Source organism: Dorea sp. AF24-7LB (assembly GCF_003478575.1).
Lineage (GTDB): Bacteria > Bacillota > Clostridia > Lachnospirales > Lachnospiraceae > Dorea_D > Dorea_D hominis.
The window spans coordinates 463,387-479,244 of sequence record NZ_QUFR01000001.1 but is presented as its reverse complement, the minus strand read 5'-3'; the positions used below and the strand labels follow the sequence as shown (position 1 = coordinate 479,244).

Here is a 15,858-nt window from a genome sequence, read left to right as displayed (position 1 = left end):
TACGGGAATGAGGTTGAAATTAAAAAAAATATGTAGTATAATTTTTACAATTTGTGGAGACGAAGGCGTCTGAACAAGTGTCATAACAGAGCAGTTGTGCATACGCAGACTGCTTTTTTTATGGAGGCGACAAGCCGGGGAATGCGTTTGCTTAAAACTCTGGCGGAAAAAGATACCTTGGAAACCCACGGATACAATAGGATAATCAGGAAGGGAATAGGTGGATATATGAAAGCATTTCTTATATTAGAAGACGGAACCGTCTTTACCGGAACCAGCATAGGCTCTAAAAAAGATATGATCAGCGAGATTGTGTTTAATACTTCAATGACAGGATATTTGGAAGTATTAACTGACCCTTCTTATGCGGGACAGGCAGTCGTTATGACATACCCATTGATCGGCAACTATGGAATTACACCGGATATGGAATCGAAGAAAGCCTGGCCAAAAGGTTATATCGTCAGAGAACTTTCCAGAGTACCGAGCAATTTCAGATGTGAAGGAACAATTCAGGATTTTCTTGAAAAGCAGGACATTCCGGGAATTGCAGGAATTGACACGCGTGCGCTGACGAAGATTCTTCGTGAGAAAGGTACGATGAACGGTATGATCACAACGAATGAGAATTACGATCTGGATGAGATCCTTCCGAAGTTAAAAGAATATGTAGTCGGAGACGTTGTATCAGAAGTAACCTGTGATAAATCTTATATCTTGGAAGGTGATGGACCAAAAGTTGCATTGATGGATTTTGGTGCCAAGAATAACATCGCCCGTTCTTTAAATAAGCGTGGATGTGAAGTGACCATTTATCCGGCACATACATCTGCACAAGAAATCATTGATTCTAAACCGGATGGTATCATGCTCTCAAATGGACCTGGAGATCCGGAGACCTGTGTTTCTATTATTAAAGAAGTGAAGAAGTTATATGACAGTGATATTCCGATCTTTGCAATCTGTCTGGGACATCAGCTTATGGCACTCGCAAATGGTGGAAAGACATATAAGTTAAAATATGGACACAGAGGTGGAAATCACCCGGTAAAAGATTTAAGTAATAACCGTGTGTACATTTCTTCTCAGAACCATGGATATGCAGTAGATGCTTCTACATTGGATTCATCAATCGCAACAGAAGCATTTGTAAATGTCAATGACGGAACCAATGAAGGTCTGTCTTATGTCGGAAAGAATATCTTTACCGTACAGTTTCATCCGGAAGCTTGCCCGGGACCACAGGACTCAGGATATTTATTTGACAGATTCATGGATATGATGAAGGAGGTACAGTAATGCCAAGAATTAAAGATATCAAAAAAGTATTAGTAATCGGTTCCGGTCCGATTGTAATCGGACAGGCGGCAGAGTTCGATTATGCCGGTACACAGGCATGCCGTTCACTGAAAGAAGAAGGGCTTGAAGTTGTTCTTCTGAACTCTAACCCGGCAACGATTATGACAGATAAAGATATTGCTGACCGTGTATATATTGAACCACTTACCGTTGAAGTTGTAGAACAGCTCATTTTAAAGGAAAAACCGGACAGTGTACTTCCTACGCTTGGTGGACAGGCAGCACTGAACCTTGCCATGGAGATGGAAGAGAATGGTTTCTTAAGAGAGCATAACGTACGCCTGATCGGTACCACTTCCCAGACAATCAAGAAAGCAGAGGACCGTCTGGAATTTAAAGAGACGATGGAGAAGATCGGTGAGCCATGTGCAGCTTCCCTCGTTGTTGAGAATGTGGAAGATGGTATTGCATTTGCGGAGAAGATCGGATACCCGGTTGTACTTCGTCCGGCTTACACACTTGGTGGAAGCGGCGGTGGTATCGCCCACGACCGAACACAGTTAGTTGAGATTCTGGAAAATGGTCTCAGACTTTCCCGTGTCGGACAGGTACTGGTAGAGCGTTGTATCGCCGGATGGAAAGAGATTGAGTATGAGGTAATGCGTGACAGCAATGGAAACTGCATTACTGTATGTAATATGGAAAATATAGATCCGGTTGGTGTGCATACCGGTGACAGTATCGTAGTTGCACCTTCCCAGACACTGGGTGATAAGGAGTACCAGATGCTGCGAACTTCTGCGCTGAACATTATCAGCGAGCTGAATATTACCGGAGGATGTAACGTACAGTATGCGTTGAATCCTGACACATTTGAGTACTGTGTTATCGAGGTAAATCCGCGTGTAAGCCGTTCTTCTGCACTGGCTTCCAAAGCAACCGGATATCCAATTGCGAAAGTTGCTGCAAAGATCGCACTTGGATATACACTGGATGAGATTAAGAATGCAGTTACGAAGAAGACCTATGCAAGTTTCGAGCCAATGCTTGACTATTGCGTTGTAAAGATCCCGAGACTTCCATTTGATAAATTTATCAGTGCAAAACGTACACTGACAACACAGATGAAAGCAACCGGAGAAGTTATGAGTATCTGTGATAACTTTGAAGGTGCACTTATGAAAGCAATCCGTTCTCTGGAGCAGCATGTAGACAGCCTGATGTCTTACGATTTTTCATATCTGAAAGATGAGGAGCTGTTAGAAGAGTTAAAAGTTGTAGATGACAGAAGAATCTGGAAGATTGCAGAAGCGATCCGCCAGGGAATCAGCTATGATGAGATTCATGCAATCACAAAGATTGACAAATGGTTCATTGACAAGATTGCAATTCTTGTTGAGATGGAACAGAAGCTGCAGAATGAAACATTGAATGCAGAGACATTAAAAGAAGCAAAACGTATGGAATTTCCAGATTCTGTTATTGCAAAATTAACAGGCAATACAGAGCGCCAGATTCACGATATGCGCCATGAATATGGAATTACGGCAGCATATAAGATGGTTGATACGTGTGCGGCTGAGTTCGCGGCAGAAACGCCGTACTATTATTCTGTATTTGGCAGCGAGAACGAAGTTGAAGAGACGAATGACAAGAAGAAAGTACTTGTTCTTGGATCAGGTCCGATCCGTATCGGACAGGGAATTGAGTTCGATTTCTGTTCTGTGCATTGTACATGGGCATTTGCAAAAGAAGACTATGAGACAATCATTGTAAATAATAACCCGGAGACAGTAAGTACAGACTTTGACATTGCAGATAAATTGTATTTTGAACCGCTGACACCGGAAGATGTAGAGAGTATTGTTGATCTTGAAAAACCGGACGGAGCAGTTGTACAGTTTGGTGGACAGACAGCGATCAAGCTGACAGAGTCGCTTATGAAAATGGGTGTTCCAATCCTTGGAACTTCTGCCGAGAATGTAGATGCAGCGGAAGACCGTGAGCTGTTTGATGAGATTCTGGAAGAGTGTAAGATTCCAAGACCAACAGGAGGTACTGTATTTACAGCAGAAGAAGCAAAAGAAGTTGCAAATAGACTGGGGTATCCGGTACTTGTGAGACCTTCTTATGTACTTGGCGGACAGGGAATGCAGATTGCGATCAACGACCATGATATTGATGAATTTATCGGCATCATCAACCGGATTGCACAGGATCATCCAATTCTTGTAGATAAATATCTGCAGGGTAAAGAGATTGAGGTCGATGCAGTATGCGATGGCGAAGATATCCTGATCCCAGGAATCATGGAACATATCGAGCGTGCAGGAATCCATTCCGGAGACAGTATTTCCGTATATCCGGCACAGAGCATTTCCGAGAAGACGAAGCAGACGATCGCAGAATATACAAGAAGACTTGCAAAATCACTGCACGTTATCGGACTGATCAATATCCAGTTTATTGTATGTGGTGAAGAAGTGTACGTCATCGAGGTAAACCCTCGTTCCAGCCGTACGGTTCCATATATCAGTAAAGTAACCGGTATCCCAATCGTTCCGCTTGCAACAAAAGTCATCATCGGAGCAAAGATCAAAGATCTCGGATACACACCAGGATTACAGCCGGAAGCAGATTATTTTGCTGTTAAGATGCCGGTATTCTCCTTCGAGAAAATACGTGGTGCAGATATCAGCTTAGGACCTGAGATGAAATCTACCGGAGAGTGTCTGGGAATTGCGAAGACATTTGACGAAGCATTGTATAAGGCATTTATCGGAGCCGGAATCCGTCTGCCGAAGCATAAGAATATGATCATGACTGTTCGTGATGAAGATAAGGAAGAAGCAATCGATATCGGACGCAGATTCGAGAAACTTGGATATAAGATCTTTGCAACGAGAGGAACTGCGGATATCCTGAAAGAAGCAGGAGTGAAAGCAAATGCAGTAAATAAGATCGAGCAGGAATCTCCGAACCTGATGGATCTTATCTTGGGACATAAGATCGACCTTGTTATCGATACACCGCATCAGGGAGCAGAACATTCCAGAGATGGTTTTGTGATCCGTAGAAATGCGATTGAGACAGGTGTGAATGTACTGACAGCGATTGATACAGCAAAAGCGCTTGTATCCAGTCTGGAGAATACAGATATTAAGAAACTGACATTGATCGATATTGCCACAATTTAAAGATGTCAAGATAAAACCTGCTACAGGATTCTGTAGCAGGTTTTTTACATATTAGGAATTTTGTCCTATTTGATTTTTCTATTCTTCGAGTAATATTTGACAGAACAGCCAGATTATGATATGATACCAGACGTTGTGCGTAACATTTTTGTAATATTTGTAATAAAATTGAAATGAATGAGTATGATTTATGTAAAGAAAATGGTTTGGCACATATAGGAGGGTATTATATTTATGAATTGTCATAGCATCCGGAGGAAGTTGCCAGTGGCAGGTTCTGCAGGTAAGGGAAGTAAAAAGATTGTATTATTCTTAGCGGCTTTGATATGTACCGTGTGTATGACTGGATTTACAGCGAAAGCGGCATCGGTGGAGGGAAACGTCAGACATTCCAGATCGATTGCAGTTCAGACGAGGGAGACAATACGAGTACAAAAGATCAGATTAAAGCAGGCAGTATTGGAAAAAGAGCAGGAAATCAGACGACAGAAAATTCGTGCAAAAAGAGAAGCAAGAAAAAAACAGGAACAAAAGAAACTGAAAAAACAGCAGGAGCTGTTAGCAGCGCTTATATTCTGTGAAGCGGGAAATCAGCCGTATAAAGGACAGGTTGCTGTGGGAGCGGTTGTTTTAAACCGGATAAAAAGCAAAACTTATCCGGATTCTATGAAGGAAGTTATCTATCAGCGCGGACAGTTCGGACCGGCAGGCAGCGGATGGCTGAATCGTGTTTTGCAGAATAAAAGTTATACCAAAACCGCCTGGAAAGCAGCAGCGGATGCATTAAAAGGAAAAGATCCGATAAATGGATGTCTGTATTTTAATCAGGGAGGCTCCGGAAAGAAGATCGGTGATCATTATTTCCACTAAGAGATAGAGCAAAAAAGTCTTATTTCTGGAATTGACAACTTCCGGACAAGGTATTAGGATGTAAGAGCAGAGGCGGAACGTTTCTGCTCATTTTGTTATGGCGACGAGGAAAATGCACCATGCTTGCATGGCTGCATTTGACGACCGCTAATCAGAGCGGGATGGCTACCATAGTCTCGGCAGGTGGGGAAAAAGATGTATAAGATTTTAATTGTAGAAGACGACCAGACGATTGCACAGACAGTGGCAATGCATTTGGAAAAATGGAATTACAAAACAAAAACGACAGAAGATTTGAAAAATGTATTGCAGGAATTTCTGGCTTTTGAACCGGAACTTGTGATCCTGGATATTATGCTTCCGTTTTTTAATGGCTTTTACTGGTGCCAGAAGATTCGTGAAGTGTCGAAAGTACCGATTGTTTTTCTTTCTTCAGCAAATGACAATATGAACATTGTCATGGCGATGAATATGGGTGCGGACGAGTTTATTGAAAAGCCATTTGATCTGACAGTTCTGACTGCAAAAGTACAGGCACTGCTTAGAAGAACCTATTCTTTTGGCGGAACGACAAATGCGATAGAATATAAAGGTGCTCTTTTGAATCTGAATGATGCAGTGCTGACTTATCAGGAGCAGAGAGTCGAGCTGACAAAAAATGAATTTAGAATTTTACAGATATTACTTGAAAATGCGGGAAAGATTGTTTCAAGAGATACGATCATGGAACGACTCTGGGAAAATGATTCGTTTGTGGACGATAATACACTTACAGTTAATGTGACAAGACTTCGTAAAAAACTGGAAAGTATCGGAATGACAGATGTGATCCGTACGAAAAAAGGAATTGGATATTTGGTGGAACTATGAAAATCTTAAGAGCATATATAAAAGAACATCGGACGCAGATCTGTATGTATCTGGGTGCGTATGGAATCTTTTTCGTTATATTTGATCTGTATCATATCGATCTGGCATGTGTGGAATATGCATTTCTACTGTCAGGCGTGTGGAGCCTGCTTTATGCGGTTCTTGGATTTGTAAGATACAGAAGAACGCACAGAGAACTGCAGAATGTTATAAAAGGTGAGAAAGAGCAGATTCTGGAATTTGCAGAAGGAACCACACTTCTGGAACAGGATTATCAGAAACTGGTACAGAAATTATATACGCAGATCAATGAGACTGAGTCGGAACAGGCAATAGAGCGGCAGGACATGCTGGATTATTACAGTATGTGGGCGCATCAAATCAAGACTCCGATCGCAGCGATGAATCTCCTGCTTCAGACAGAAAAAGAGGAGCATCCGGTTCTGGTAAGAGAACTGGAGATGGAATTATTTAAAATCCAGCAGTATGTAGAAATGGTCTTAACTTATCTGCGTATGGAAGATATGTCAGCGGATCTGTCCTTTGCAGTCTGTGATCTTGATACGGTTATCCGCCAAGTAGTGCGCAAGTATTCCAAGATGTTTATTTTAAAGAAAATCACACTGGTATATGAGCCGATTCAGGAAACAGTATTAACCGATGAAAAATGGCTGTCGTTTGTTCTGGAGCAGCTGCTTTCCAATGCTTTGAAATATACAGAAAACGGAAGTGTGCATATTTATAAAAAAGGTCAGATACTTGTTGTGGAAGATACTGGGATCGGTATTCGTGAAGAAGATCTGCCACGGATTTTTGAACGCGGATTTACCGGCTATAATGGCAGAAATGATAAGAAATCGACAGGCATCGGACTTTATTTATGCAAATCGGTAATGGATAAGCTTCAGCATGGATTGTGGCTGGAATCGGAAGCGGGGAAAGGAACAAGAGCCTGCATGGATTTGTCCAGAGAAAAATTACCGGTTGAATAGATACAAAAGAGAATCTGGAAGTAAAATGAGATATCTTACAAAAATGTAAGAAACAGGAAGGAAAATGTAACCTGAATCGATGGCTGTACATTTTCCTTTTTTCTATAATCATAGATGTAAAACAGATGATATGGAAAGGGTGAAACAAATGGCATTATTAGAAGTAAGAAATGTAAAAAAAGTATATACGACCAGATTTGGAGGCAACCAGGTAGAGGCGCTGCGAAACGTTAATTTTTCAGTTGAACCGGGAGAATATGTAGCAGTTATGGGAGAGTCCGGTTCCGGAAAATCAACACTTTTAAATATTCTGGCAGCACTTGACAGACCTACAAAAGGAAAGGTGTATTTGAAAGGACGCGACCTTTCCGGGATAAAAGAGAAAGAAATGGCAGCTTTCCGAAGACAAAATCTCGGATTTGTATTTCAAGATTTTCATCTTCTGGATACATTTTCGTTAAGAGACAACATATTTCTTCCACTTGTATTGTCTGGAATGAAATATGGGAAAATGGAAGAGCGGCTGCAGCCGGTTGCAAAGCAGCTTGAGATCACGCAGCTTCTGGACAAATATCCATATGAGGTATCAGGAGGACAGAAACAGCGTGCGGCAGTTGCCAGAGCGCTGGTTACCAAACCACAGCTCCTTCTCGCGGATGAACCGACAGGAGCGCTGGACTCTCGGGCTTCCAAAGCACTGCTTGATCTCTTTACCGGTATCAATGAGGACGGACAGACGATCGTCATGGTTACACATAGTGTGCGTGCGGCAAGCACAGCGAAAAGAGTGCTTTTCATCAAGGATGGAGAGGTGTTTCATCAGTTATATCGTGGAAATCTGAGCGAAGATGAGATGTATCAGAAGATTTCAGACACCTTAAGCGTTCTTGCAACGGGAGGTGAGCACATTGGCTAGAAACATTTATGCAAAACTTGCCGTCACAAACCTGAAAAATAACCGGAAGACTTACATGCCATATATATTGACCTCTATGTTGATGGTTATGATGTTCTATATGTTTGATGCACTGACAAAAAGCAAAGACCTGCGAATGGAAACGCTGCGGCTCTGCCTGCAGTACGCAACAGGCGTGATGGTTATTTTTTCTGTGATTTTTCTCTTTTATACAAACAGTTTCCTGATGAAACAGCGAAAAAATGAAATTGGTGTTTACAATGTTCTCGGAATGGGAAAACGGCATATTGCGAAAATGATGGCAGTAGAGACGGTGATCATTGCAGGAGTCAGCATGATCGGAGGATTGATCCTTGGAATTATATTCGGAAAAATGATGTATCTGATCCTGCTTAAAATCCTGCACAGCGGAGTGGAAATGAAGTTTGCGGTCAGCATGGCGGCAATAAAAGACTGTCTCGTTTTATTTCTGATCATTTTCATGCTTACGTTTATTTACAATCTTCTGCAGGTGCAGATTGCGAATCCGATGGAACTTCTGCGTGGAAGCAGTCAGGGAGAGAAAGAGCCGAAGACGAGATGGCTGCTCGCCCTTGTCGGAGTCCTGGCACTGGGAAGCGGATACTATATCGCCCTGACTACAAAAGAGCCGTTAAAAGCTTTATCAACTTTTTTTCTGGCGGTGGTTCTTGTCATCATCGGTACTTATGCGCTGTTTACAGCAGGTAGTATTGCGCTTTTGAAGATTTTAAAGAAAAACAAAAAATATTATTACAGACAGGGACATTTTACAACCATATCAGGGATGATTTACCGGATGAAACAGAATGCAGTCGGGCTTGCAAATATCTGTATCTTAAGTACGATGGTGCTTGTAATGATATCTACAACAACATCACTGTATGCAGGAATGGAGGACGTTTTACATACACGTTTCCCGAAAGCAGTGGCAGTAACAAATTATCAGACTAGCAGAGAATCCAGAAATCAATTGCAGGAAGCCCTTGAAAAAGAATGTGATCGTCTGCATTTACAGAGACAATCACAGATTTCTTACCGATGCGGTCAGCTTATGGCATCACAGAAAGACGAACAGTTTGAAATAAATGCGGATGCATATAATTCATCAAAAATCTGCTATCTGACTTTGCTTCCGCTGGAAGATTATAATCACATGGAAGGAAAAACAGAAACATTAAATGAAAACGAAATTCTGTTGTACTGTCCGGATGGAAAATATAATTATTATGATCTGAAAATTGCAAAAGAGAATTTTCATGTGAAAAAACAGATCAGGAAATTGAAAGCAGAGGTGGAGAAAACACAGTCGGTATATGGTAATTATTATATTGTTTTCAAAAACACAGATGCGATTTTAAAAATTTTGCAGATGCAGAATTATTCTGGGCAGAATGTACCGGAAGCTTTTAAGAAAAATCAGCAGATGCTCCGCTATTATACAGCATTTGACCTGAATGGAAAGAATGCAGAAAATGCAAAGATACTGGGAAAATTACAAAAAGGGCTAAACAAAGTGCCTTATACAGAAATGGAAAGCAGAGAGACGAGCAGGGAGAGTTTCTATGGTCTCTATGGCGGATTGTTCTTCATTGGAATTTATTTGGGAATCCTGTTCCTGATCGCAACGGTGCTGATCATTTATTATAAACAGATATCCGAAGGCTTTGAAGACAGAAAACGGTTTCAGATTATGCAGAATGTCGGAATGAGTAAGCGCGAAGTGCGTCGTTCCATCAGAAGCCAGATCTTAAGTGTATTTTTCCTGCCGCTTTTTATGGCAATTCTGCATGTAATTGTGGCATTTCCGATCATGGTAAAACTTCTGCGTGTACTGAATTTAAGTAACAGAGCTCTGTTTGCGGGATGTACGGTTACAACAATTGGTGTGTTTGCTGTATTTTATGCAATCGTCTACAGTCTTACTGCAAAAGAATATTATCGAATCGTAAATTAGATTTTGAAGTGTACGAAAAGGCATAGTATTTTGAAAAAGTGGATTGACGGATTGCCACCACAGGTTGTATCTTGTTCTTATAGGACTCTGAAAAACTGTTTATCAGCAGAGGCAGAGTGAGTGGAAGAAGGAGGTAGAAAACAATGACAAGAGAAGGCGAAAGAGAGATCGTAAAAGTTGAAAAACCAAGTGGTGGAGAAGGATATATTTTGAAGGAGGCACTGCTTGGTGCAGAGGAACTTGGTGCGCACTGTAAGATGTTCAGTAAAGTGACACTGCCGCCACATTCTGAGCTCGGGCACCATGAACATCATGGAGAGACGGAAACGTATTATATTTTGTCAGGTGAAGGAATTTACGAAGATAATGGCACGAAGATTCCGGCAAAACCGGGAGATGTATTCTTCTGTAAGGACGGAGACGGACACGGGATCCGCAACGACGGGGAAGAAGATGTTGTATTTGCAGCATTAATTCTGAAAAAATAAGGGAGTTATTTCCCGGACGCTATAACAGCGATAAAACGCGCTCTGCGAATTTTATCGCTGATTAGCTGTCGTCAAATGCTGCCATGCAAGCAGGGCGCATTTTCCTTGTCGCCATAACAAATAAAAAAGTCAGCTTCCGGTTTGGGAAAGCTGACTTTTTTGTGTTGCCATAGCATCCAGAGGAAGCTGCCGATGGCAAGTTCTGCAGGTATACGATGAGCCAGGTACAGATTTATGCTTACACAATGAACTGCATTTATACGCCTGTAACATAGGAGATGACATGCAGACATTCGTCTTTTAACTTCGTGTTGTCAAGATCCATATTCGCTCGTTTCTGCTCCAGCTTGTATTTGCAGTAGCTGACAATAATCTCATTTACCATATCCATATTATCTGCAGTCACCTTATCTGTTTCATTCAGGACAGTTTTGAGCAGGTTGCTGCTTCGTTCCTCAATATTCTTGCCGTAATACATGTTGTGGATATCGTCCGTATATTCGTTACGTTCTTCCGGATAGAGTTCATAATAATGGTTCATATAAGGCGTCAGGTCGTCGCTTCGCTTTCCGTAGAAGAAATTAAAGAACAGATTTGGCCACTTGAAAACCGTTGTCAGGAAATAATCCCAGATCTTAATGAAAGTCTCACCGGATGTAGTAGCTGTCTTGCTCAAAAGACTGAGAGAGTGACTGTATTTCTGAAAAAATTTCATGGAAGCGAGGAGCAGAAGTTCATCCAGGTCTTTAAAATAAAGATAAATGGTTGAGTTGTGGAATCCGGCTTTTTCTGCAATCTTTCGAATCGAAATATGTTCAATCCCTAATTCAGCGATCATCTCTGTCGCAGCATTGATGAAAGTGATGGTGTTCTGTTTCTTCTGTAATTCCTTACTGTTATTCGCATTTAAAGACATCTGAAAATGCCTCCTTTCTGTGGTACATATAGAAAGTACTTAATCTACTATATCGGTAGTTTATTTGTATGTCAAGGTGAAAATACATAGAAACAATTTATAGAAAATCATAATAAATATAGACTTTTTATAGGAAAGGTGTTGGTGGCAATCGCGCTTATCACTGTTATTCTTGTAAGAAATAACAGAAAAATATTGTGTATGCAAGAAAAGCTGCTCCGGGTATTTTCTTTAGAAAATCTTTAGAAAGCTATCCGGCGGCTCTTAAGAAAAGATCTTTATACTTTGAATCATAAAATGTGATATGATACAAAGGTTAGAGAAAAAGAAACTGTATCCACACATTTTTTAAGATACCGAATAATGCGGAAGAATCCGCAGGTATCGGAGCCGGGTTTGCCCCGACATGATATTTAAGAGAGAAGCAGGGAGAAAGAAAATGGAAATGAATCACGTACTTGTAGTGGAAGATGATAAGGAGATCCGTCAGGGAATTGAGATCTATCTGAAAAGCCAGGGATACGAAGTGTACCAGGCAGAAGATGGAATCGAAGGTCTGGAGGTGATAGAAAAAGAAGAAATCCATCTCGCGATCGTAGATATTATGATGCCGCGCATGGATGGAATTACAATGACGGTAAAATTAAGAGAAAAATATGACTTCCCGGTTATCTTCTTATCCGCAAAATCAGAAGAAGTAGACAAGATCATGGGACTAAATATGGGAGCGGATGATTATGTGACAAAACCATTTACACCGATGGAACTGTTAGCTAGAGTTAATTCCCAGCTTCGCAGATACCGGAATTTTATGGGCAGATTAAAGGAAAAAGAAGAAAAGGAACATATTTATACAATCGGTGGACTGGAACTGAATGAGGACCGCAAAGCAGTGAGCGTAGATGGGGAAGACGTGAAAGTGACACCGACAGAGTATAAGATTCTTCTGCTGTTAATGAAACATCCAGGCAGAGTATTTTCCGCTGATGAAATCTATGAATGGGTATGGGAAGAAGAGGCGGTGAATACAGACACTATTATGGTGCATGTGAGAAATATTCGGGAGAAAATAGAAATTAACCCGAAAGAACCAAAATATTTGAAGGTGGTGTGGGGAGTTGGATACAAAATTGAAAAACAGGCATAAACTGGCGTGCATACTAATCTTTTTTACGATACTGATACCGGCTGCGATGGTTGTCGGAAGATATCAGCTCTATCAGAGAGAGGCCGCGGCAAACGTAGAAAAGGAAAAAAGAAGCCACGAGTCATCTGAAGATTTTATGATGCCATTCGTTCAGAATGGATATATTATGTATACAAATGAAAACGGAACGGAAAAAGAACGCACGAAGTTACGGGATATGCTGGATCAGGATGCATACTGGGAATGGCTTACAAATTACAAAATGCTCTATCCATATATTGATTACGAAATGGAAAATGAAAAAGGTGAGGTCATAGCAAGAAGTTCTGTCAGTACAGGTGAACAGGCGATGGAAGATGATATGACGAAATATGCATTTTCATTTACTATCCAGTATGATAAAAATGGAAAACCAATGGCGCAGATTTTATCCGGAAGTAACAAAAGCAAACAGCTTCTTGCGCTCAGGCGGGCATTGAACGATGTAAGTACACAGCCGGATGAGGCGTTTCTTTATGAAGATGATGAAGCAGATACGCAGACAGACGGAAAAACAAATACGATATTAAAGAATCCGGAGAATTGCACATTCCGTTATGGAATTACAGAGAAAAATCTGAAAGCTTATTTAAAAGACAGCACGGAAATGGATTTCAGTGAACAGGATGAAGTACCGGATTCAGCAGACAGGATGATCTATGCACTGCTTGCTGCAGTTGCGCTTCTTGCATGTGTTTATCCGTCAGTGAAGAGCTTTCAGACCGGAGAAGAACGGATTTTCCAGGCTCCTGTGGAAGTAGCTGTGCCTGCATTCATTGTGTTGCTTACGTGTGCGCCGTCGCTTGTCCGGGCACGTGTTACAGACGGTTTGCAGTCAGAAGGCACGGAAACGCTTTTGTGGGCGGCAGTATTTGCTGTGGATTACTGGATCGTGACGAATCTCAGACATATCTGGACCTGTGGAGTCAGAGGATATATAAAAGAATATTCACTGTGCTGCAGGAAACGGCAGACGATAAAGAATATTTCCGGAAAAATCTGCGGCACCGTGAAAAGTGCTGGCAGAAAAACCCTCTATATGCTGGAAAAGATTGATTTTAGAGACAGAGGACAGCGTTATATGTTAAAGGTTGTTCTTATTAATTCCATATTATTAGTGCCTTGTTTTATAGTCGGACAGGGGGATATGTTGTGGTTTCTTCTGTGTGATGCAGTCCTTTTATTTGTTGTATTAAATATCTGGTATCGCAGAATGAGACGCAGATACATGCAGCTTTTGAATGCAGCAGAAGCAATCGCAGACGGCAATCTGGATGCAGAAATAGGTACGGATTTAAGGATGTTCCAGCCGATCGGTGACGCACTTGGAACGATTCAGAGCGGATTTAAAAAGGCAGTGGATGAAGAAGTGAAGAGCCAGCGGATGAAGACAGAACTGATCACCAATGTTTCGCATGATTTGAAGACACCGCTCACGGCGATCATTACTTATGTGGATCTTCTGAAAAATGAAAAAGATGAAGAAAAACAGAAAGAGTACATTGAGATTCTGGAACGAAAATCACTGCGACTGAAAGTACTGATCGAAGATTTGTTTGAAGTGAGCAAAGCGAACAGCCAGGCTGTCAAACTGAACCTGCTGGATCTGGATATGGTAAATCTGTTTAAACAGGTAAAATTGGAACTGGATGAACAGATCCGGAAATCCGGTGTGGAGTTCCGCTGCGATTTTCCGGAAGAAAGGCTGATCGTACATCTGGACAGCCAGAAAACATACCGGATCTTTGAAAACCTGCTTGTTAATATTACAAAATACGCGATGCCGCATACGAGAGCCTATATTTCCATCCGTGAAGAAGATGGAGAAGCGGTTGTGCATATGAAGAATGTTTCCAGAGAAGAACTGCATGTAAAACCAGAAGAACTGACCGAACGGTTTGTGCGGGGAGATGAATCCCGGAAAACCGAAGGTTCCGGACTGGGACTTGCCATTGTAAGCAGTTTTACAGAATTGCAGAAAGGACATCTGAATATTGAGACAGAAGCAGATCTTTTCAAAATAACATTGAGATTTCCGCTTGTCTCCCATTGACAAATGCCGATAATTCGCATATAGTATATTCTATATGAAAAGACGATGAACGAAAAGAGTAGCGATACTTGCAACTGTCAGAGAGAAACCGTCACCGGCTGAAAGCGGTTTTCAGAAAAGAGCATCGTGAAGTGCATTCGGGAGTTGATCCGGCGAGCGTAGTCTGACGCGTTCAGATAAGATGGGTAGCCGGGTACGGAATTACACACGTTACGTGTACTTAAGCAGAAGAAGATTTTCCTTAAGCGGGGGACATTTCAGCAGGAAGGTCTGATTCTGGAAGAAGAGTGGAACCGCGATATATACGCCTCTTGCGAAAGCAAGAGGCGTTTTTTATAATGAAGGAGCGATAGATATGGGAGTTATTTCTTACGTAAAAGAGGAGATTCAGGTTGTTCGTGAACGGGATCCTGCGATCAAATCCAATATGGAAGTTTTTTTATATTCCAGTTTCAAGGCAATTTTACATTACAGAATTGCACATAAATTATATTTAAAGAAACATTATTTTCTGGCAAGATGGGTGTCACAGCGTGCCGTGCGCAAAACCGGTATTGAGATCCATCCAGGAGCTACGATCGGCAAAGGACTTTTTATCGACCACGGAAGCGGTGTGATCATCGGAGAGACAGCAGAGCTTGGTGATAATATTACACTGTATCAGGGTGTCACCCTTGGTGGGACAGGTAAGGAACAGGGAAAGCGGCATCCGACACTTAAAGATAATGTCATGGTAAGTGCCGGCGCAAAAGTACTTGGTTCCTTCACCATCGGAGAAAATTCCAAGATTGGCGCCGGAGCGGTTGTATTAAAAGAAGTACCGCCGAACTGTACAGTTGTCGGTGTGCCGGGAAGAATTGTGAAGATGGATGACCAGAAGATTCCGCGTATGGATCTAGATCAGGTACATTTACCAGATCCGATCAGCGCAGATATCCAGAACCTGCAGGAAGAAAATCTCCGCATGAGAGAAGAGATCCGTGCAATGGAGAAGAATATGAAATGCCTGCGTAAAGATAAGAAGGAACTGATCAAAGAAATAGAAAAAATGGAATTCATAGAAAGTTCCAGAGAAGAATAAGAAAAGAGAGGAAGA

12 protein-coding genes are annotated in these 15,858 nt (G+C 41.6%); 11 read left to right on the top strand and 1 reads right to left on the bottom strand.

The genetic code is table 11. The features are described from left to right. Positions 1 to 228 precede the first annotated feature (228 nt). The 8 genes from DWY31_RS02345 to DWY31_RS02310 all read left to right on the top strand — a co-directional run bounded on the left by DWY31_RS02345 (position 229) and on the right by DWY31_RS02310 (position 10,607). Positions 229 to 1,299, top strand: coding sequence for a carbamoyl phosphate synthase small subunit (locus DWY31_RS02345; protein ID WP_021861075.1), 1,071 nt, complete (start codon positions 229 to 231; stop codon positions 1,297 to 1,299). After that, the gene (gene carB / locus DWY31_RS02340; RefSeq protein ID WP_118519412.1) at positions 1,299 to 4,496 is read left to right on the top strand and encodes a carbamoyl-phosphate synthase large subunit; all 3,198 of its coding nucleotides are present in this window, start codon (positions 1,299 to 1,301) and stop codon (positions 4,494 to 4,496) included. Before DWY31_RS02345 ends, carB begins: the two co-directional genes overlap by 1 nt. A 234-nt stretch (positions 4,497 to 4,730) precedes the next feature. Further along, complete coding sequence (locus tag DWY31_RS02335; protein WP_117537135.1) at positions 4,731 to 5,366, top strand: cell wall hydrolase; 636 nt, start codon at positions 4,731 to 4,733, stop codon at positions 5,364 to 5,366. 195 nt (positions 5,367 to 5,561) lie between these two features. Further along, positions 5,562 to 6,236: a response regulator transcription factor gene (locus DWY31_RS02330; protein ID WP_021861072.1), complete on the top strand. Its 675-nt coding sequence runs from the start codon at positions 5,562 to 5,564 to the stop codon at positions 6,234 to 6,236. Further along, positions 6,233 to 7,228 carry a sensor histidine kinase gene (locus DWY31_RS02325; protein ID WP_021861071.1) on the top strand — a complete coding sequence of 332 codons (996 nt, stop codon included), beginning with the start codon at positions 6,233 to 6,235 and terminating at the stop codon, positions 7,226 to 7,228. The genes DWY31_RS02330 and DWY31_RS02325 overlap by 4 nt, the downstream gene beginning before the upstream one ends. Positions 7,229 to 7,376: 148 nt before the next feature. After that, the gene (locus tag DWY31_RS02320; protein WP_021861070.1) at positions 7,377 to 8,144 is read left to right on the top strand and encodes an ABC transporter ATP-binding protein; all 768 of its coding nucleotides are present in this window, start codon (positions 7,377 to 7,379) and stop codon (positions 8,142 to 8,144) included. Further along, a complete protein-coding gene (locus DWY31_RS02315) occupies positions 8,137 to 10,119 on the top strand; it encodes an ABC transporter permease (RefSeq protein WP_118519411.1) in 1,983 nt (660 codons plus the stop codon). Before DWY31_RS02320 ends, DWY31_RS02315 begins: the two co-directional genes overlap by 8 nt. A gap of 143 nt (positions 10,120 to 10,262) precedes the next feature. Next, entirely contained in the window at positions 10,263 to 10,607 is a 345-nt protein-coding gene (locus tag DWY31_RS02310) for a cupin domain-containing protein (protein ID WP_021861068.1), read from the top strand. 256 nt (positions 10,608 to 10,863) lie between these two features. On the opposite strand, the gene DWY31_RS02305 is transcribed toward DWY31_RS02310, so the two are convergent. Further along, on the bottom strand, positions 10,864 to 11,523 hold the full coding sequence (locus DWY31_RS02305; RefSeq protein ID WP_021861067.1) for a TetR/AcrR family transcriptional regulator: 660 nt from the start codon (positions 11,521 to 11,523) through the stop codon (positions 10,864 to 10,866). Between the two features lie 439 nt (positions 11,524 to 11,962). On the opposite strand from DWY31_RS02305, the gene DWY31_RS02300 reads away from it, so the two are divergent. The 3 genes from DWY31_RS02300 (at position 11,963) to epsC (ending at position 15,843) form a co-directional block, all read left to right on the top strand. Continuing rightward, complete coding sequence (locus tag DWY31_RS02300; protein ID WP_021861066.1) at positions 11,963 to 12,670, top strand: response regulator transcription factor; 708 nt, start codon at positions 11,963 to 11,965, stop codon at positions 12,668 to 12,670. Continuing rightward, entirely contained in the window at positions 12,642 to 14,762 is a 2,121-nt protein-coding gene (locus DWY31_RS02295; protein WP_118519410.1) for a sensor histidine kinase, read from the top strand. Before DWY31_RS02300 ends, DWY31_RS02295 begins: the two co-directional genes overlap by 29 nt. A gap of 355 nt (positions 14,763 to 15,117) precedes the next feature. Continuing rightward, complete coding sequence (epsC, locus tag DWY31_RS02290) at positions 15,118 to 15,843, top strand: serine O-acetyltransferase EpsC (protein WP_021861064.1); 726 nt, start codon at positions 15,118 to 15,120, stop codon at positions 15,841 to 15,843. Positions 15,844 to 15,858: the final 15 nt, after the last annotated feature.